This is a genomic window from Actinoplanes sp. L3-i22, from assembly GCF_019704555.1.
GTDB lineage: Bacteria > Actinomycetota > Actinomycetes > Mycobacteriales > Micromonosporaceae > Actinoplanes.
Window position 1 is genome coordinate 2,080,739 of record NZ_AP024745.1, and the last position, 19,066, is coordinate 2,099,804.

The following is a 19,066-nucleotide window of genomic DNA, read 5'->3' on the forward strand; positions in this document are numbered from 1 at the left end:
ATCACAATGACGAATCTCGTTACCGACCCGCCCGCGGTCGCCACCAAGCCCGCCCCGGCACCCGCCCGGGAGCGGCGGGGCAACCCGCTCAACGGCCTCGCGCACATCGCCCTGTTCGTCTGGGCGCTGGCCACCGCCGGCCCGCTGATCTGGGTGCTGCTCGCCTCGTTCAAGAGCAACACCGAGATCTTCCTGGGCAAGCCGTTCGCGCTGCCCGAGCACTTCTCGTTCAAGACGTACACCGATGCCTGGACCGAGGCGCACATCGGGCAGTACTTCATCAACAGCATCATCGTGGTCGCGATCAGCACGGCCGGCACCATGCTGCTGGGCTCGATGGCCGCGTACGTGCTGGCCCGCTACAAGTTCCCGGGCAACCGGGCGATCTACTACCTGTTCGTCTCCGGCCTGGCGTTCCCGACGTTCATGGCGCTCGCCCCGATCTTCGGCATCGTGAAGAGCATGGGCCTGCTGAACACGTTCACCGGCCTGATCCTGGTGTACATCGCGTACTCGCTGTCGTTCACGGTCTTCTTCCTGACCGCGTTCTTCCGCACCCTGCCGATGGAGATCGACGAGGCGGCGCTGGTGGACGGCGCCGGTCACCTGCGGCGGTTCTTCCAGATCATGATGCCGATGGCGAAGTCCGGCCTGATCAGCATCACGATCTTCAACATCGTCGGTCAGTGGAACCAGTACCTGCTGCCGGTCGTGATCATGCAGGGCGCCGGCTCCGACTCGAACTGGGTGCTCACCCAGGGCATCGCGAACATCAGCGTCCAGGCCGGCTACCACGCCGAGTGGTCGACGCTGTTCGCCGCGCTGACCCTCTCGATCATCCCGATGATCATCGTCTACGCGATCTTCCAGCGGCAGATCCAGGCGGGTCTCACCGCCGGCGCGGTCAAGTAGCCGAGCCAGGATGTCGTACCCGGCGAGCAGAATGACCATGTGCTCGTAGCGGTACTTCCCGACGGTCGGCTGCAGGATCTGCAGGCCGACGGCCGGCCGGTCGGGTCGCCCCACCCGGCGCCCGACCTGCCGGCGGCCATCGCCGCGCGCGAGGCCGCCGAGCAGCCGCGCTGGGTGTGGCCGGCCACCGCCGACGTCTACCCCGCGCTGCTGCGGGCCGGGGTCCGGGTCGCGCGCTGTCACGATCTCGAGCTGACCGAGGCGTTGCTGCTGGGGCAGGCCGGTCGCTGGGGTGAGCCACGGGGGCTCGCCGCGGCGGTGGCCCGGCTGCACGGCCGCCCGGTCCTGCCGGACCGGATCCGGCCCGAGGCCGAACCCCCGGGCTTCGCGCAGGGTTCGCTGTTCGACGCCATCTCCGCTCCGGTCCAGGTCACTGCGGAAGACCTGATTGCGCTGTACGGCGATCAGCAGCGCCGTCTCGCCGGAACCGACCACCCCGGCCGCTTCCGGACCCTGGTCGCCGCCGAGTCGGCCGGCGCCCTGATCGCCGCCGAGATGGGCCGCACCGGCCTGCCCTGGCGCGCCGACGTGCACGACCGGCTGCTGCGCGAGCTGCTCGGCCCGCCCCAGCCGGTCGGCCCGCCCCGCCGCCTGGCCGAGCTCACCGCCGAGATCAACGCGGCGTTCGGCACCCACGGGCTGCACCCCGACCTGCCGGCCGAGGTGATCCGCGCGTTCGCGCGAGCCGGCATCCAGATCCCGAACACCCGCCGCTGGGTGCTGCGTGAGGTCGACCACCCGGCGGTCCGCCCGCTGCTGGAGTTCAAGGAGCTCTACCGCCTCTGGACCGCCAACGGCTGGACCTGGCTGGACTCCTGGGTCCGCGACGGCCGCTTCCGCCCGGAATACACGCTGGGCAACGTGGTCTCCGGCCGCTGGGGCGCCCGCGGCGGCGGCGCCCTGCAGGTGCCCAAGGTGATCCGCCGCGCGGTGATCGCCGATCCCGGCTGGCGGTTCGTGGTCGCCGACGCGAGTCAGCTGGAGCCCCGGGTGCTGGCCGCGGTCTCCGGCGACCGCGGGCTGGCCCGGGCTGCCGCCGCGGGCGACCTCTACGCCGCGCTGGCGAAGGACTCGTTCGACGGTGACCGGGCCAAGGCCAAGGTCGCCCTGATCGGCGCGATGTACGGGCAGACCGGCGGCGACGCGATCCCGGCCCTGGCCGTGCTCCGCCGGAGCTACGCGACCGCCTTCGAGTACGTGGAGCAGGCCGCCCGGGTCGGGGAGAACGGCGGCCTGGTCCACTCCTGGCTGGGCCGCACCTGCCCGCCGGCCTCGGCGCCCCGCGACGCCGGCCTGGATCCCCCGGACGAGGCGGTGCCCCCACCCGGACGGGCGAGGGGACGATTCACCCGGAACTTCGTGATCCAGGCCACCGCCGCCGAGTGGGCGCTCGTGCTGCTCGCCACGCTGCGCACCGCGCTGGCCGGCACCCGGGCCGAGCTGGTCCTGTTCGTGCACGACGAGGTGGTCGTGCACTGCCCCGCTGACCAGGCCGAACAGGTCGCCGACACGGTCCGGGAGTGTGCCGCGACGGCCGGACGGATGCTTTTCGGCGCCACCGAGGTCAGGTTCCCGCTGGACGTCTCAGTGGTTGGTTCCTACGCCGACGCGAAATGAGGAAGTGGGTAAAGTTGGTGGTCCGGCCGAGAGGCGCTGCAGCGGGCCCACCCGTCACGCTCGACCGGTGAACTCCCGGAACAAGGGCGCCTCCGACTTCTCTCGGAGGTGTGTACCCGTGACTCAGACCGTCACCGAGCTGCGCGAACTGCTCGCTGAGCGGGTCCTGGTGCTGGACGGCGCCTGGGGCACGATGCTGCAGGGCGCCCGGCTGACCCCGGCCGACTACCGTGCCGACCTGATCCCGGCCGACCACGAGCAGGACGTCACCGGCGACCCCGACCTGCTCAACCTGACCCGGCCGGACGTGGTGCTCGACGTGCACCGGCAGTATCTGGCGGCCGGCGCCGACATCACCACCACGAACACGTTCACCGCGACCACCATCGCCCAGGCCGACTACGGGCTGGAGCACCTGGTGCACGACATGAACGTGCAGGGGGCCCGGCTGGCCCGGCAGGCCGCCGACGAGGCGGCGGCGCGGGACGGGCGGCCGCGGTTCGTCGCCGGCTGTGTGGGACCGCTGAACGTGACGCTCTCGTTGTCGCCCAAGGTCGACGACCCGGCCTATCGCGCGGTCACCTTCGATCAGGTGAAGACGTCGTACGCCGAACAGATCCTGGCGCTCGCCGAAGGCGGCGTCGATCTTCTGATGATCGAGACGATCTTCGACACGCTGAACGCCAAGGCGGCGGTCGCGGCGGCCCGTGAGGTCGCCCCGGAGCTGCCGCTCTGGATCTCGGTCACCATCGTCGACCTCTCCGGCCGGACCCTGTCCGGGCAGACCGTGGAGGCGTTCTGGCGCTCGGTCGAGCGGGCCGAGCCGCTGGTCGTCGGCCTGAACTGCGCGCTCGGCGCGGCCGAGGTGCGCCAGCACGTGGTCGAGCTGGCCCGGCTGTCGAACACTTTCGTCGCCTCGCACCCGAACGCCGGCCTGCCGAACGCGTTCGGCGGCTACGACCAGACCCCCGCCGAGACCGGCGTGCTGATCGGCGAGTTCGCCGAGTCCGGCCTGGTCAACATCGTCGGCGGCTGCTGCGGCACCACCCCGGCGCACATCGCCGAGATCGCCGCGGCGGTCTCCTCGTCGGCGCCCCGGGTGATCGCCCCGCCCGCGCCGGCCACCCGCTTCAGCGGCCTGGAGCCGTTCGAGATCGGCCCGGACACCGGGTTCGTGATGATCGGCGAGCGGACCAACGTGACCGGCTCGGCCAAGTTCCGCCGGCTGATCGAGGCCGACGACTACCAGGCCGCCGTCGACGTGGCGCTGGACCAGGTCCGCGGCGGCGCGAACCTGCTCGACGTGAACATGGACGCCGACCTGCTGGACAGCGAGCGGGCGATGACCACGTTCCTCAACCTGATCGCGACCGAGCCCGAGGTGGCCCGGATCCCGATCATGATCGACAGCTCGAAGTGGAACGTGCTCGAGGCCGGCCTCAAGTGCGTCCAGGGCAAGGGCGTGGTCAACTCGATCAGCCTGAAGGAGGGGCCCGAGCCGTTCCTGGCGCAGGCCCGGCGGATCCGGGACTTCGGCGCCGGCGTGGTGGTGATGGCCTTCGACGAGCAGGGCCAGGCGGACACCGCCGACCGCAAGGTGTCGATCTGCGGCCGCGCCTACGACCTGCTGGTCGAGGACGGCTTCGAGCCCACCGACATCATCTTCGACCCGAACGTGCTGGCCGTGGCGACCGGCATCGCCGAGCACAACGGGTACGCGAAGGCGTTCCTGGACGCGCTCCCGCGGATCAAGGCGCGCTGCCCGGGCGCCCGGACCAGCGGCGGCATCTCCAACCTGTCGTTCGCGTTCCGCGGCAACGACATCGTCCGCGAGGCCATGCACTCGGCGTTCCTGTTCTACGCGGTCCAGGCCGGGCTGGACATGGGCATCGTCAACGCCGGCCAGCTCGCGGTCTACCAGGACATCCCGGCCGACCTGCTGGAGCTGGTCGAGGACGTGCTCTTCGACCGCCGGGAGGACGCCACCGACCGCCTGGTCACCTTCGCCTCCACGGTCACCGGCAGCGGCGCCAAGCGGGAGATCGACCTCTCCTGGCGCGAGGCGGAGGTCGAGCAGCGGCTCAGCCACGCGCTGGTGCACGGCATCGTCGACTTCATCGAGGCGGACACCGAGGAGGCCCGGCTGAAGCTGCCCCGGGCGCTCGACGTGATCGAGGGCCCGCTGATGGACGGCATGAGCATCGTCGGCGACCTGTTCGGCTCCGGCAAGATGTTCCTGCCCCAGGTGGTCAAGAGCGCCCGGGTGATGAAGCGCTCGGTGGCCTACCTGCTGCCCTACATGGAGAAGGACAAGACCGAGGGCTCCCGCGGGCAGGGCAAGGTGGTGCTCGCCACGGTCAAGGGCGACGTCCACGACATCGGCAAGAACATCGTCGGCGTGGTGCTGGGCTGCAACAACTACGAGGTGATCGACCTCGGCGTGATGGTCCCGACCGCCAAGATCCTGGACGTCGCGATCGCCGAGGGGGCCGACGCGATCGGGCTGTCCGGCCTGATCACGCCGTCGCTGGACGAGATGGTCGCGGTCGGCGCGGAGATGCAGCGGCGCGGGCTCAAGCTGCCGCTGCTGATCGGCGGGGCGACCACGTCCAAGCAGCACACCGCGGTGCGGATCGCGCCGGCGTACGACGGCTCCACCGTGCACGTGCTGGACGCGTCCCGGGTCGTCGGCGTCGTCGCCGACCTGCTCGACACCGACCGCTCGGTCAAGCTCGACGAGGCGAACCGGGCCGACCAGGAGCGGCTGCGCGAGCAGCACGAGAAGCGGCACGCCGTGCCGCTGCTCACCGTCGCGCAGGCCCGGGCGAACCGGGAGCGGGTCGACTTCAGCGAGCTGCCCACGCCCGCCTTCACCGGGGTCCGCGAGGTGCAGCCGACCATCGCCGAGCTGCGCGAGATGATCGACTGGCAGTTCCTCTTCCTGGCCTGGGAGCTGAAGGGGAAGTACCCGGCGATCCTCAAGGAGCCGGTGGCCAGGGAGCTCTTCGACGACGCCAACGCGATGCTCGACCAGATCATCGCGGACGGTTCGTTCCAGGCCCGCGGCCTCTACGGGTTCTGGCCCGCGCACAGCGACGGGGACGACATCCGGCTGGCGAACGGGCGCGGCTTCCCGATGCTGCGCCAGCAGTCGGAGAAGCCGGCCGGCCGCGCCAACCGCTGCCTCGCCGACTACATCGCCCCGGCCGGCGACCACCTCGGCGGCTTCGCGGTCGCCATCCACGGCGCGGAGAAGCTGGCCAAGAAGTACGAGGCCGAACAGGACGACTACAAGGCGATCATGGTCAAGGCCCTGGCCGACCGGCTGGCCGAGGCGTTCGCGGAGTACCTGCACCTCAAGGCCCGCCGCGACTGGTTCGAGCCGGGCTCGCAGCCGAAGCTGGCCGACCTGCACGCCGAGCGCTTCCGGGGCATCCGGCCGGCGCTGGGCTACCCGGCGAGCCCGGACCACAGCGAGAAGAAGGACCTGTTCCAGCTGCTCGACACCGGCCGGATCGGGATGCAGCTGACCGAGTCGTTCGCGATGACCCCGGCCGCGGCGGTCAGCGGCCTGATCTTCGCCCACCCGGAGGCGAAGTATTTCACCGTCGGCCGGCTGGGTAAGGATCAAGTGGAGGACTACGCCGCCCGGCGTGGCATGCCGCTGGCCGAGGTGGAACGCTGGCTGCGGCCGAACCTGGCCTACTCGATCGACTGACGGGGGAGCGGCGATGGTGCCGATCGTGGTGATGGGTGTCGCGGGCTGCGGCAAGAGCACGATCGGCAGGGCCCTGGCGGAACGGCTCGGGGTGCCGTACGCGGAAGCCGATGATTTTCATCCACCGGCGAACGTGGCCAAGATGCACAGTGGGGTGCCGCTCACCGACGAGGACCGGGCGCCCTGGCTCGCGGCGATCGCCGGTCAGATCGCCGCGGCCGGGGCAGACGGGCTGGTGGTGAGCTGCTCGGCGCTCAAGCGGGGGTACCGGGACGTGCTGCGCGGCGGGAATCCCGAAGCGTTCTTCGCGCACCTCGTGCTGACGCCCGAGGTGGCCGAGGCGCGGGTCAGCAAGCGTGTCGGGCACTTCATGCCCGGGGTGCTCGTGCAGTCCCAGTTCGCGATCCTGGAGCCGCTGGCGGCGGAGGAGAACGGGGTGGGCGTGGACGCCACGTTGCCGGTGGAGACGATTGTGGAGAAGGTGCTGAGCCGGCTTTCCCGTACCCAATAATTGTTTTTGGGGTTGTGAAAAGCCGGCCCGTGCTACTTCGAGGCCCACACGTCCAGGTGGAGGCGCTCCAGCAGGATCGGCGCGAACAGACCGATCAGCGAGACGAACGAGATGATCGTGAAGGCGGTGGTCAGGATGACCGTCTCGGTCTTGCCGCCGACCTTCACCGCGAACTGGTTCGGGATGCCGATCATGCGCCACATCCGGCCGCGGCCGGTCGGGATCGGCCAGAAGATCGGCACGCCGTTCTTCGTGATCATGTCGCCGAGCAGGTGCACCACGCAGCCGGCGCCGACCGCGAAGCCGAGCAGCGGATAACCGCGGTCGCCGGGCAGGTTGGCCGCGGTGAACCAGGCGATGCCGGCCGAGGCGAGTGTCACGATCAGCCAGCCGGCCTTCTCCGCCCACTTCTCGAACAGGCCGCGCAGCGCCAGGCCGGCCATGAAGAAGATGATGCCGACCACCGCCCACTTGCCGTAGTGCGCGGCCAGCGCGGTGGTGCCCCAGCCGATCAGCGCGGCGAACGGCAGGGTGTGCGTGAACGTCCGGTGCCCGTGGTCCCGCTTCGGGTCCCGGCTCTGCCGGGTCGCCGTGTAGATGCCGAGCGAGATCTTCTCGATCACCTCGGCCACGAACAGCGAGATCACCCCGAACGTCCGGGCGACCGTGGCACCACCCTGGTTGGTGGTCACCTTCCCGGACAGATCAAAATCGGGCAGCAGCGCGCCACCGGCGGCCATCGCGGTGCCCACGCCGATCATCAGCGGCGTCTGGTGGTAGTCAGCGAACTGGTCGAGCGCCCAGCTGCCGGCCAGCCAGGCGGCCGCCCCCGACAGTGCGTGCGATGGACCCATCATGAGCGTCGTCCCTCCCCGAACAAACTGCGACACTGTCGCAGAGTGCGGGACGAAGATCAACGACTGCCGGGTCCACAGCGGAGTGGAGTCGGCCACCCGACAGTTTCCGGTCAGTGGCGCGGGTGCATCCGGTGGGTGTGGGCGAACTCGTAGCGGCCCTGCCGGGCATGCCGGAGCAAGCCCGTCATCAGGAAGAACAGCGGGAACAGCGGCCAGAAGAAGTGCGCTCCGGAGAGCACCCAGAGCGCGGTCAGCAGGCCCGCGACGATCATGATGAAACTGGCGTGCCGCTGCAGGGAACGGCGTGTCGCGGCTCGGCGGTGCGGCGTGCGGGCCAGGGCCTGGCGCCCGCCGAACGGCAGATCCCGGGTGAGCACGTCCAGCTCGTCGCGGTATTTCGCGGCATAGGTGGTGGTCAGGCGCTCCTCGCCCTCGTCCAGGCTGAGGCGGCCCTCGGTCATCGCGGCGCGCAGGATCTCGGCGATCTCCTCGCGCTCGGTGTCAGAGGTCCGCAGCCGGGCCGGCCCGGACCAGGTCGCTTCTTCGGGATGCACGATGTCCTCCTCGGTTTTCCTGATCCCCAGGGTCCGCGCGGGGCAGGGCCGCGGCGTCGGCCCGGCGACGCATTCGGGAGCGGTGCATTTCAAGATCAATTGCTGATTTTGTACGACCTGGGTCGTACGCGGGGAGGTGGGATACGCCCGTGGGCGTACGTGGGGATCCTGACCTGCGGCCGATGTCGTGGGGGCTGCGGTGACGTAGTTTCGGCTGCATGAGGGAGCGTGGCCGGGACGGGCGCCGGGGGCCGGAGGGTCGCCGGGGTGACGACGGCTGCTCGGTGCCCGACGCTTCTTCCTCGTCCTCTTCCCCCGCGGGTCCCGACCCCTCCCCTTCCGGGCCGGGGCCGGATGCGGAGCGGCCCGGGTCGCCCTGGCGGCGGCGGGTGCGGCAGGCGCACGGTGGGTGGCCGCACAGCGCGGTGATCGCGACGACGGTGATCCAGATGGTCAGCACCAACGTGCTGTCCGGTCACGGCCGGCTGCTCCAGCCGTGGACCAACTTCACCACCCTGCTGCTGCTGGCCGGTCCGGCCGCGCTCTTCCTGCGCCGCCGTGCGCCGCTCACCGCGTTCCTGGCCGCCTCGGCCGCGTCGATCTACCTGATCACCCACCTGTCGCTGCACGCCGGCTACGCCGTCCCCGCCGTCGTCGCGCTCTACTCCCTGGCCCGGACAGGCCGGCGCCAGGCCGCGCTGATCGGCGCCGCGACCGTCTGGGCGGTCTGGCTCGGGGTGGTCCTCGGGTTCGCCGGCCCGCTCGGGCTCGACGAGGCGGTCCGGCCGAAAACCGGGCAGGCCTGCCTGGTCGCCACCGTGCTGGGCGTGGTGATCCTGCTCGGCGGCGCCGCCCGCATCCGCGCGGAAAACTACGCCGAGCAGGCCAAGGTCCGCGCCGAGCAGGCCCGGGCGCGCGCCGAGCAGGAGCGCCGGCTCGCCTCCGAGGAGCGGCTGCGGATCGCCCAGGAGCTGCACGACGTGCTCGGCCACCACCTGTCGCTGATCAACGTGCAGGCCGGTGTCGGGCTGCACCTGATGGACCAGCGGCCCGAGCAGGCCCGGGAGGCCCTGACCGCGATCAAGAGCGCGAGCGCGGAGGCGCTGCGCGAGGTGCGCTCCGTCCTGGGCGTGCTGCGCACCGAGGGGGAGGCCGCGCCGCGCCAGCCCACGCTCGGCCTCAACGGCCTGAGCGAGCTGACCGCGTCGGCCGGCATCCCGGTCCGCCTGACGGTGACCGGCGAGCCACGGGAGCTGCCCGCCGAGGTCGACCGGGCCGCCTACCGGATCGTCCAGGAGGCGCTGACCAACGTGCGCCGCCACCACGCCGGGCCGCAGCCGGAGGCGGACGTCGCGGTGGGCTACCTTCCGGCCGCGCTGTACCTCTCGATCCGCAACGGCGGGCCGGCGACGGCGGAGCCGCCGGTCCCGGTTCCGGAGGCGGACAAGGGGAGCGGGATCGCGGGGATGCGGGCTCGGGCGGAGAGTCTGGGCGGCCGGTTGGAGGCGGGGTGCCCGCCGACGGGTGGCTTCCTGGTCACCGTCATCCTCCCCACGAAGCCACCACCCGACGCCACCTCTCCGGCCGATGCCCCCGCCGCTGCGTCGGCCTCCTCCGCCGCGTCGCCCCCGGCCGCCGCGTCGCCCCCCGATTCCGCGCCTGCGCCCGCATCGCCTGCTGCCGCCGTGGCGCCCTCTGAATCCGCGCCTGCCGCCGCGTCGGGCGTTGGCGTGGCTCCCGGCGGCTTGCCGTCTCGGGACTCGGATGACGACGCGGAGTGGAGGCCGGGCTTGAACGGTGCGGGTCGCCGCGAGCCGGGGGAGGGCGATCGGGTGCACGAGGTGCCGGTCGTGGGCGGCGATGTTCGTGGCGGGGCGGGAACCGACAGCGGAGCGGGCACGGGCGGCGGAGCGGGAACGGGCGGCGGGGTGGCTGTGGGTGAGGGCGATGGGGGTCGGCGGGGGCTGGGCCGGCGTGGTGGTGCGGAGGGTTCGGACGAGCGTGTGACATCTGAGGGGGAGAGATGATCTCGGTAGTGCTGGCGGACGATCAGGCGCTGGTCCGGGCCGGGTTCCGGGCTTTGCTCGACGCGGAGCCGGACATCCAGGTGGTCGGCGAGGCGGCCGACGGGGTGCAGGCGGTGAACCTGGTGCGGGCGACCCGGCCGGACGTGGTGCTGATGGACATCCGGATGCCCGGCGTCGACGGCCTGGAGGCGACCAAGCGGATCGCCGCGGACCCGGCCTGTGCGGACACCCGGGTGGTCATCCTGACGACGTTCGAGCTGGATGAGTATGTGTTCGAGGCGCTGCGGACCGGGGCCTCCGGGTTCCTGGTCAAGGACACCGAGCCGGTCGAGCTGATCCGTGGCGTCCGGGCGGTGGCCGGCGGTGACGCGCTGCTGTCGCCGAGCGTGACCCGGCGGGTGATCGGCGAGTTCGCGGGCTCCGGCGCGGCCCGCCGGCCCGAGCCCCCGCGCGAGCTGGACCAGCTCACCGACCGCGAACGCGAGGTGATGGCCCTGGTCGCCGAGGGCCTCTCCAACGACGAGATCGCCAGTCGCCTGGTGATCAGCCCGGCTACCGCGAAGACCCACGTCAGCCGCACCATGATCAAGCTTGGCGCGCGGGACCGGGCCCAGCTGGTCGTCTACGCCTACGAAGCCGGCCTGATCCGCCCCGGCTGGCTCGCCTGACCTCCACCGGCCGGTCTCGCCTACCCCGCTGAGTGCTGTGCCGGTGGGCTTGGGCGGCGGGGCTTGGCTGAGCGTTGTGTCGGCGGGCTGAAGTCGGCTGTGCGGGCCGCCTGGACCGGCTGGCTGGACCGGGCCGGGTGGCTGGGCTGGGCTGGGCTGGGCTGGGTGGCCGGGCTAGACCAGGTGGCTGGGCTGGGTGCCGGGCTGGGCTGGCCGGGTGGCTGGGCTGGGCTGGGCTGGGTGCCGGGCCGGGCCGGGTGGCTGGAGGCCGGGGCGTGGGGCGGGGCTGGCTGGGTGGTCAGAAGCCGCCTTCGCCGGGGGTGGCGAAATACGGTGGGGCGTCTTCCTCCAGGGCCAAGGTCAGCATGCGGTGGGTGAACTGGTTCAGTTCGGGGAGGGCGTCCAGCGGGAACCAGGCGACCTCCAGGGACTCGCTGTCGTTGACGCGGGCCTCGCCGCCCACCGCGCGGCAGCGGAAGAACATGTTGACCATCTGGCAGTGGTCGCCGTTGACGTAGGTGACCTCGTGGGCCACCACGCCGGCCAGCCGTTCGATCTTGACCTGGACGGCGGTCTCCTCCTCGACCTCGCGGAGCACCGCGTCGGCCGGCTGTTCGCCCGGGTCCATCAGGCCGGCGATCAGGTTCCATTCCGCGTTGTCGCTGCGCTGGTGGAGCAGGACCTCGCCGCGGTCGTTGAGCACGATCGCCGCGACGGTCGGGAACATGATCAGCTCTTGGCCGACCCGGGCTCGCAGGTTCCGGACGTAATCGGAGGCAGGCATGCCTCGAACCTATCCGCGAGCGGTTGCCACGGTGTGAACGTCCCGTGCGATCACCGAATCGGCGTCGCGGCGGAAATTCGAGACTCGATGGTCGGGTCAGTGGTGGGCGGTGGAGGAGGCCGGGACCTCGGGGGCGATTACCGCCTGGTTGCGGCCTGCCGATTTGGCGACATAAAGGGCCTCGTCGGCCGCCCGCAGAAGCTCGGCCGGGGAGGCGAGGGGGCCGGGGGCGGCGGCCGCGCCGACCGAGGCGGTGACCGTGATCAGGGTCTGGTCGGTGACCTCGATCGGGAGGTCGGCGACGGCCTTGCGGGTGCGTTCGGCGATGATCGGCAGCTCGCCGGCGGTGACGTGCGGGACCAGGGCGATGAACTCCTCCCCGCCGTACCGGGCGAACACCGTGCCCGCGCGCCCGCCGGTGTTGAGCCGCTGGGCGAGCTCGCGCAGGACCCGGTCGCCGCCCGGATGCCCGTACGTATCGTTGATCTTCTTGAAATGGTCGATGTCGATCATGAGGAGGCCGATGTCGTAACCGGCGCGGGCGGCCCGCCGGCACTCGGTGACGAGCGCCTCCTCGAAGTAGCGGCGGTTGCGCACCCCGGTCAGCCCGTCCGTGTCGGCGGCCTGCCGCTGCGCCGCGACCAGGCCCGCCATCCGGGCCAGGACCAGCAGGAACATCACCGCGCAGGCGGCGCTGGTGAGCGGCACGTTCAGGTCCCGCCCGGCCAGGTTCTCGCCGAGCTGCAGACCGGGCACCATCAGTACGGCGATGGTCAGCATGGTGAGCCGGGCCGGGGTCGCGGCCGGCGTGGTGGCCAGGCCGCGGGTGTCGAAGTCGCGCATCGTCGGGTGCAGCGCGCACGCGCCGATCAGGCCGAGCGAGACGACCCAGAGCCCGCCGGTGAACGGTTCGGTGGTGTTCTCCCCGCCGAGCAACCCCACCACGGCGTACACGGTGTCCGCCGCGAACATCAGCAACAGGAACCCGAAGAGCAGCCGCAGCGCCGGACTGCGCCCGCCCGAGCGCAGCACCAGCCGGATCGCCAGGATCAGCAGCATCAGGTCGAGGATCGGGTACGCCGCCTCGGTCAGTTTCGCCGACAGCGTGAGCGTCGAGTCGTGGGCCACCGGCTCGACGAAGAACTCCCAGCTGAGCAGCCCGGCGCTGATCGCCACGACCAGCGCGTCCAGCCCGGTGGCGAGGTCCCAGCCCGGGGTGCGCCGCCGGATGAAGGTCAGCACCGCCGCCCCGGTCAGCAGCGAGCTGGTCAGGTAGAACACGTCGCTCGGGGTCGGCTCGGTCATCGCCCCGGTGCTCCACACGTCGAAGCTGTAGAGGACGTCCGCGACGGCGTAGCAGGCCTGGGCGACGGCGAGGGCGATCCAGCCGGCCGGGCGGGCCGGCCGGTTCAGCAGGATCCCGATCACGATCATGACCGGGGTGGCGCAGGTGATCGTCAGGTACGGGATCTCGTAGCCGAGGAACGGCAGGCCACCGATCTGCCCCAGGCAGCGCAGCAGCGCGCAGACGGCGACGACGACGAGCCAGACTCGCCATGGCCGGATGCGTTCCATGGGACAAGCGTCGGGGCCTTCGGTTGCAGATCGGGTGCGTTGCCGGAGTGTCAGAGTTTTCGGGCCCGCAGATGCTCGGCCACCGACCAGGCCTGGAACGGGCAACCGGTGCCGGTGTGCGGGGCGTCGCCGTCGGCGGTCTCCGAGATCGAGCCGAGGCCGTACTCCTCCAGGTGCCCGGTGATGTCGCCGAGCACATCGGGCAGCTCGACGCCGAGCCGGTGCCAGGCTTCGACGTACGGGCCGGTGAGCCACGGCCAGACCGTGCCGGTGTGGTACGCCCGGTCCCGCTCGCCCGGCCCACCCGCGTGCCGCCCGTGATAGCCGTTCGTGCCCGGCGCCTGGCTGCGCAATCCGAGCGGGGTGAGCAGCGCCGCCCCGATCCGGGCCAGCACGGCCGGGTCCGGTCGCAGCGGCGCGTGCGGCAGCGACCAGGCCAGCAGCTGGTTCGGCCGTGTGGTGGGATCGCCGAGCACGTCCCGCAACTCCCCGGACGGGGTGGGGAAGGACCGCGCGAAGCTGTCCCGGGCCTTGGCGTGCAGGGCCGTGAACGCGTCACCGAGACCGGCCAGCGCGTTGACCCACAAAGCATTGATATCAACCGCTTTCCCGGTACGGGGTGTCACCGGCACCCCGTCCACCCGCGCGTCCATCCAGGTCAGCGCCGCCCCGGGAGCGCCCTGGACGAGCAGGCCGTCGACCGGGTCGGCCTTGATCCCGTAGCGGGTACCGGACAGGTGGTGATCGATCACCGCCACCAGCGCGGGCCGCAACGCGGCGGCGAGGTCGGTGTCGCCGGTGACCGTCACGTGCCGGTCCACCGCGTGCAGGAACCACAGCGTCCCGTCCGCGGTGTTGTACTCGACCGTCCCGGTGTCCGCGGTGTTCGCCAGCATCCCCTCGGAGAGCGTCGCGGCGTACGAGAGCAGCAGCTCCCGGCCGAGCGAGAAGCGCCCGGTGGCCAGGAACAGCCCCTCGTAGCTGATCATCGTGTCCCGCGACCAGGCGCCGAACCACGGGTACCCGGCGACCACGTCCGGCCCCTTGATCACGAACGCGTCGGCGGCCAGGACGAGCGCCGCGTCGGCGGGCGCGGCGGCGGCGACCACCTCGCGGTTGCGGCGCCGGGTGGCGTCCACGGCGGACCCGGCGACCGGGGGATCGTCGAGGTCACCGGCCCAGGCGAGGACCTCGACGGGACGCTCGAGGGCGGAGGTGAAGCTACCCACGTACCGCAAATTTTCTTGATCTTGAAGGCCGCGCGCCGCCTCCTCGCGGTAACGGACCCCCCGGAACCACTCGCCGGCCGCGGCGAAGCCCGGCCCGGCGATCCGGTAGGCGCCCTCGACGACGCAGCCGTCCGCGGTCGTGGCCACCGAGAGCGTGGGACCCTGCTCCGCGTGCGCGTCGCGCCACGCGCAGAGCGCCTCCAGCGTGAGCCGGACCGGCGCGCCGGCGATCTGCCGGTGCACGATCGAGACGGCCGGCCGCCCGTGGACCGTCGCGATCTCCCGCTCGATCACCACGTCGCCGATCCGCCACCGCCACCGCGGCACCCCGTCGATCAGCGCGAACGACGACAGCAACTCGTGCCCGCGCGGCTCGATCGCCCCGCCGGCCCACTCGTGACAGCCCAGCCGCACCCGCGCGCCGGAGGCCAGGGTCAGCACCGGATCGAGGGACGCGAGGCCCAGCATGCGGGACGCGGGTGTTGTTCCCGCCACTATCAGTAACCCGTGATACCGCCGCGTGCGCAGCCCCGTGACGGTGCCCATGGCATAGCCACCGACCCCGTCGGGTAAAAGCCACTCACGGGTCGATCCGCTGGTCAGATCGGTACATAGCTGTGGTCCGAAGACGATCGGCCGCACGGTGGACATGGAAGGGGACCTCCGACCATGGGGAAGAATCGGCGAGGCCGACACACTTGACACCAGACCGTGACAGTCTCAGTGTGATCGACTCCTGACCGTAATTTCGTGGGGATGGTGAGAACGGACGTGTCGGAGCGGGATCGGCTGGCCCAGGCCGACTCCGGCGAGCAGCCGTGGCGCGCCTGGGGTCCCTACCTCTCCGAGCGGGCGTGGGGCACGGTCCGCGAGGACTACAGCGAGCACGGGACGGCGTGGGACTACTTCCCGCACGATCACGCGCGATCCCGGGCGTACCGGTGGAACGACGACGGGATGGCCGGCGTCTGTGACGATCGGCAGACGTTCTGCTTCGCGCTCGCGCTCTGGAACGGCAAGGACCCGATCCTCAAGGAACGGATGTTCGGCCTCGGCGGCGACGGCGGCAACCACGGCGAGGACGCCAAGGACTACTGGTGGTACCAGGACTCGACGCCGACCCACTCGTGGATGAAGTGGCGTTACCACTACCCCCAGGCCGAGTTCCCGTACGACCAGCTGGTCCGGGTGAACGGGCAGCGCTCCCGGACCGAGAGCGAGTACGAGCTGGTCGACACCGGCATCTTCGACCAGGACCGGTTCTGGGCGGTGACCGTCGACTACGCCAAGTCCTCCCCGCGCGACATGTGCATCGCCGTCACCGTCTCCAACCGCGGCCCGGAGAAGGCCACCCTGCACGTGCTGCCGACGCTGTGGTTCCGCAACACGTGGTCCTGGGGGCTGCCGAACCGTCCACAGCCGTCGCTGACCGGGACCCCGGGCCGGATCGCCGGGCGGCACCGCTCGCTCGGCTACGTGACCCTGGACGCGGAGGGCACGCCACCGGCGCTGGTCTGTGACAACGAGACCAACTCCCAGCGTCTCTGGGGGCTGCCGGGCCGCAGCCCGTACCCCAAGGACGGGATCAATGATTTTCTGATCTCGGACATGCCGACGGTGAATCCGAACGGGACCGGCACCAAGGGATCGCTGCACTACGAGCTGACGCTGAAGCCGGGGGAGACCCGGACCATCCGGCTCCGCCTGGCGCAGACCGACGCGCCGTCGCCGCCGCTCGACCTGGGCCGGGACTGGACCGCGGTGATGCGCGACCGGCTCGCCGAGGCCGACGCGTTCTTCGCCGGGATCATCCCGGCCGCGGCCTCCGCCGACGAGGCCGCGGTGGCCCGGCAGGGCATCGCCGGTCTGATGTGGGGCAAGCAGTTCTACCACTTCGACGTGAAGCAGTGGCTGGTCGGCGACCCGGGCAACTCGCCACCGCCACCGGGCCGGCGCTACGGGCGCAACAACGGCTGGTGGCACATGAACAGCTTCGACGTGATCAGCATGCCGGACCCGTGGGAATACCCCTGGTACGCCGCGTGGGACCTGGCCTTCCACTGCGTGAGCATCAGCCGCGTCGACCCGGGCTTCGCCAAGTCCCAGCTCCTGCTGCTGCTCCGCGAGTGGTACATGCACCCCAACGGCCAGATCCCCGCGTACGAGTGGTCGTTCGCCGACGTGAATCCGCCGGTGCACGCGTGGGCCGCGCTGCGGGTCTTCGAGATCGACGGCGGCCGCGACTACGACTTCCTGTCCCGGGTGATGCACAAGCTGCTGCTCAACTTCACCTGGTGGGTCAACCGCAAGGACGTCGGCGGCAACAACGTCTTCGAGGGCGGCTTCCTCGGCCTGGACAACGTCGGCCCGTTCGACCGGTCGGCCGCGCTGCCGGTCGCCGGCGTGCTCGAACAGTCCGACGGCACGGGCTGGATGGCGATGTACGCCCTCAACCTGCTCGACATCTCGATCATCCTGGCCCTGCACGACCGGTCCTACGAGGACATGGCCACCAAGTTCCTCGAGCACTTCATGTACATCGCCGAGGCGGCGTACCGGCAGGGGCTCTGGGACGAGGAGGACAGCTTCTTCTACGACGTGCTGCGCCTGCCGGACGGGCACAAGGTGCCGCTCAAGGCGCGCTCGATCGTCGGCCTGCTGCCGCTCGCCGCGACCACCCGGCTCACCTCGGAGACCCTCAACCGGCTGCCCGAGGTGAACGCGCGCGTCCGGTGGATGCTGCACAGCCAGACCGACTACGGCGACGTGATCAGCGCGCGGCGGCTGGGCGGCGCGGACCGCCGCCGCCAGCGCCTGCTGAGCATGGTCGGCCAGGAACAACTGCTGCGGATCCTGGCGCGGTTGCTGGACCCCGAGGAATTCCTTTCGCCGTACGGGCTGCGCACGCTCTCCCGGGCCCACCTGGAGAAGCCGTTCACGGTGTCGCTGGGCGGCTCCGACTTCACCGTCGGCTACGAGCCGGCCGAGAGCACCAGCGGCCTGTTCGGCGGCAACTCGAACTGGCGCGGCCCGGTCTGGATGCCGGTCAACTACCTGCTGGTCGAGGCGTTGCGGGAGTTCGCCGAGTTCTACGGCGAGGACCTGCGGGTGGAGTACCCGACCGGCTCGCAGACCAAGGTCTCGCTCGCCGAGGTCGCCGACGACCTGGCGCGCCGGTTGATCGCGCTGTTCGTCCCGGACGCGGACGGGCATCGCCCGATCTACGGCGCCACCGAGCTGTTCCAGATCCACCCGGACTGGAAGGACCTGGTCGTCTTCCCGGAGTACTTCCACGGCGACAACGGGGCCGGCCTGGGCGCCTGGCACCAGACCGGCTGGAGCGCCCTGGTCGTCGACCTGATCCTCACCCTCCACGAGCCCCGCTGATCCCCGGAACAACGCGACGAGGGCACACCGATCGGTGTGCCCTCGATGCTCGGAACGGGTCAGTGGCCGCGGCTGACGATCTCCTCGGCGACGTGGCGGAGTTGTTCGTGGTCGGGGTGGAAGCCGGCCGCGATGTCCGGGTGCAGACCGGCCTTCGCCTGGTCCAGGAGCATCGTGGTGACCTGCTCGACGTTCTCGCCGGCGTACCGCTGCCGGATCTTGACCGTCGCGGCCTGCAGGGCCGAACTGAGCTGGTCCTCCAACGGGCCGCGCAGTTTTTCTTCCACCGGGGTGAGCGTCTGCGGATCTAGAGTGACGTGCGGCTCAGCCAAGATGTCCTCCGAAGGTCAACGACGCTGTGCGGGTACCCGTCGACCAACCCTCAGTAAACCCCGCCGGGTGTTCCCCGCGCTCAGTTTTCACCTCCACGGATGAACCGAACACCGTCTCCTCGATCAACCGCCGCCGCGACAACCGGGGAAGCCGGTTCAGCACCGGCCGCACCTGCGCCTGGCTGACCAGCCGATGCCGCCGCACGGTGGCCAGCACCATCGCCGCCTCGGCCCGGTCGCCGGCCCACTCCACCGCGTCGACCAGTGCCCGGGCCGCGGTGGTGCACGGCGGGGAGACCGTCGGGCAGATGTCCACACTGCTCAGTCGCCGGGTCCGGTGCACCCGAACCCCGTCCGGTGGATCCCGGTCCGGCCGGCTGCTGTGGACCAGCACGTGCACCGGCAGGACGCCGAGCACCAGACCGCCGGCCGGCCACCCGGCCCAGTCGAAGCGGCGCAACCCGAACACCCGCAGCGCGCTCGCCCCGGCCAGCAGGGCGGGCCGCCCGTTGCCGGCGGCGAGACTGGCCGCCCACCACATCTGGCGCTCGCCGGCCTCCTCGGGCCGGGCGCAGTAGAGACCGCGGTGAATGCGTTGCCACTCGCCGGCCCGGACCCGGTGCCGGACGGTCTTCTCGCTGAGGAACCGCCGCGCCTGCTGCCAGGTGATCAGGCCGGCCTGACGGATCAGGAGCGCGTTCATCGTCTGGGCGCTACGTCGATCGATCGGCATGCTTCCAGCATTCGCGCTCTGACCTGCGCTCTCCAGCCCCTGTGGACAACGCCGGCCGGGGACCGCGGCGTGGGCCCGGATCCGGGGGCGACAGCAGGACAC

14 protein-coding genes are annotated in these 19,066 nt (G+C 71.2%); 7 read left to right on the forward strand and 7 right to left on the reverse strand.

Annotated features, from left to right (window positions below; all coding sequences use genetic code 11):
- Positions 1-6: 6 nt before the first annotated feature.
- From L3i22_RS09570 to L3i22_RS09585, 4 genes are all read left to right on the forward strand, one after another.
- On the forward strand, positions 7-912 hold the full coding sequence (locus L3i22_RS09570) for a carbohydrate ABC transporter permease (protein ID WP_221326606.1): 906 nt from the start codon (positions 7-9) through the stop codon (positions 910-912).
- Between the two features lie 39 nt (positions 913-951).
- The gene (locus L3i22_RS09575) at positions 952-2,589 is read left to right on the forward strand and encodes a bifunctional 3'-5' exonuclease/DNA polymerase (protein ID WP_221326607.1); all 1,638 of its coding nucleotides are present in this window, start codon (positions 952-954) and stop codon (positions 2,587-2,589) included.
- Positions 2,590-2,707: 118 nt separating this feature from the next.
- The gene (gene metH, locus L3i22_RS09580; protein WP_221326608.1) at positions 2,708-6,307 is read left to right on the forward strand and encodes a methionine synthase; all 3,600 of its coding nucleotides are present in this window, start codon (positions 2,708-2,710) and stop codon (positions 6,305-6,307) included.
- Between the two features lie 13 nt (positions 6,308-6,320).
- The gene (locus tag L3i22_RS09585) at positions 6,321-6,818 is read left to right on the forward strand and encodes a gluconokinase (protein WP_221326609.1); all 498 of its coding nucleotides are present in this window, start codon (positions 6,321-6,323) and stop codon (positions 6,816-6,818) included.
- A gap of 32 nt (positions 6,819-6,850) precedes the next feature.
- On the opposite strand, the gene L3i22_RS09590 is transcribed toward L3i22_RS09585, so the two are convergent.
- Both L3i22_RS09590 and L3i22_RS09595 read right to left on the reverse strand, forming a co-directional pair.
- Positions 6,851-7,675: a metal-dependent hydrolase gene (locus tag L3i22_RS09590; RefSeq protein ID WP_221326610.1), complete on the reverse strand. Its 825-nt coding sequence runs from the start codon at positions 7,673-7,675 to the stop codon at positions 6,851-6,853.
- Positions 7,676-7,785: 110 nt separating this feature from the next.
- The gene (locus L3i22_RS09595; RefSeq protein ID WP_221326611.1) at positions 7,786-8,229 is read right to left on the reverse strand and encodes a DUF1707 domain-containing protein; all 444 of its coding nucleotides are present in this window, start codon (positions 8,227-8,229) and stop codon (positions 7,786-7,788) included.
- Positions 8,230-8,618: 389 nt separating this feature from the next.
- On the opposite strand from L3i22_RS09595, the gene L3i22_RS09600 reads away from it, so the two are divergent.
- Positions 8,619-10,256: a sensor histidine kinase gene (locus L3i22_RS09600; RefSeq protein ID WP_255658074.1), complete on the forward strand. Its 1,638-nt coding sequence runs from the start codon at positions 8,619-8,621 to the stop codon at positions 10,254-10,256.
- A complete protein-coding gene (locus tag L3i22_RS09605) occupies positions 10,253-10,924 on the forward strand; it encodes a response regulator transcription factor (protein WP_221326612.1) in 672 nt (223 codons plus the stop codon). Before L3i22_RS09600 ends, L3i22_RS09605 begins: the two co-directional genes overlap by 4 nt.
- Positions 10,925-11,222: 298 nt before the next feature.
- Here the strand turns inward: L3i22_RS09605 and L3i22_RS09610 are convergent, their stop codons facing one another.
- The 3 genes from L3i22_RS09610 to L3i22_RS09620 form a co-directional block, all read right to left on the reverse strand.
- Positions 11,223-11,708, reverse strand: a complete 486-nt coding sequence (locus L3i22_RS09610; protein ID WP_221326613.1) for an NUDIX domain-containing protein — start codon at positions 11,706-11,708, stop codon at positions 11,223-11,225.
- A gap of 96 nt (positions 11,709-11,804) precedes the next feature.
- Positions 11,805-13,283, reverse strand: a complete 1,479-nt coding sequence (locus tag L3i22_RS09615) for a diguanylate cyclase (RefSeq protein WP_221326614.1) — start codon at positions 13,281-13,283, stop codon at positions 11,805-11,807.
- Between the two features lie 50 nt (positions 13,284-13,333).
- On the reverse strand, positions 13,334-15,154 hold the full coding sequence (locus L3i22_RS09620; RefSeq protein ID WP_221329881.1) for an amylo-alpha-1,6-glucosidase: 1,821 nt from the start codon (positions 15,152-15,154) through the stop codon (positions 13,334-13,336).
- 114 nt (positions 15,155-15,268) lie between these two features.
- Between L3i22_RS09620 and L3i22_RS09625 the strand changes: the two genes are divergently transcribed.
- A complete protein-coding gene (locus tag L3i22_RS09625) occupies positions 15,269-17,899 on the forward strand; it encodes a glucosidase (RefSeq protein ID WP_221326615.1) in 2,631 nt (876 codons plus the stop codon).
- 59 nt (positions 17,900-17,958) lie between these two features.
- On the opposite strand, the gene L3i22_RS09630 is transcribed toward L3i22_RS09625, so the two are convergent.
- Both L3i22_RS09630 and L3i22_RS09635 read right to left on the reverse strand, forming a co-directional pair.
- The gene (locus L3i22_RS09630; protein ID WP_221326616.1) at positions 17,959-18,231 is read right to left on the reverse strand and encodes a hypothetical protein; all 273 of its coding nucleotides are present in this window, start codon (positions 18,229-18,231) and stop codon (positions 17,959-17,961) included.
- On the reverse strand, positions 18,224-18,964 hold the full coding sequence (locus L3i22_RS09635; RefSeq protein WP_221326617.1) for a type IV toxin-antitoxin system AbiEi family antitoxin domain-containing protein: 741 nt from the start codon (positions 18,962-18,964) through the stop codon (positions 18,224-18,226). Before L3i22_RS09635 ends, L3i22_RS09630 begins: the two co-directional genes overlap by 8 nt.
- Between the last annotated feature and the right edge of the window lie 102 nt (positions 18,965-19,066).

Bases quoted from the DNA above. Each gene is read 5' to 3' on its own strand.
- L3i22_RS09570 (WP_221326606.1), top strand. From the start codon at position 7: ATGACGAATCTCGTTACCGACCCGCCCGCGGTCGCCACCAAGCCCGCC.
- L3i22_RS09585 (WP_221326609.1), top strand. From the start codon at position 6,321: ATGGTGCCGATCGTGGTGATGGGTGTCGCGGGCTGCGGCAAGAGCACG.
- L3i22_RS09590 (WP_221326610.1), bottom strand. From the start codon at position 7,675: ATGATGGGTCCATCGCACGCACTGTCGGGGGCGGCCGCCTGGCTGGCC.
- L3i22_RS09605 (WP_221326612.1), top strand. From the start codon at position 10,253: ATGATCTCGGTAGTGCTGGCGGACGATCAGGCGCTGGTCCGGGCCGGG.
- L3i22_RS09610 (WP_221326613.1), bottom strand. From the start codon at position 11,708: ATGCCTGCCTCCGATTACGTCCGGAACCTGCGAGCCCGGGTCGGCCAA.
- L3i22_RS09615 (WP_221326614.1), bottom strand. From the start codon at position 13,283: ATGGAACGCATCCGGCCATGGCGAGTCTGGCTCGTCGTCGTCGCCGTC.
- L3i22_RS09625 (WP_221326615.1), top strand. From the start codon at position 15,269: ATGGTGAGAACGGACGTGTCGGAGCGGGATCGGCTGGCCCAGGCCGAC.
- L3i22_RS09635 (WP_221326617.1), bottom strand. From the start codon at position 18,964: ATGCCGATCGATCGACGTAGCGCCCAGACGATGAACGCGCTCCTGATC.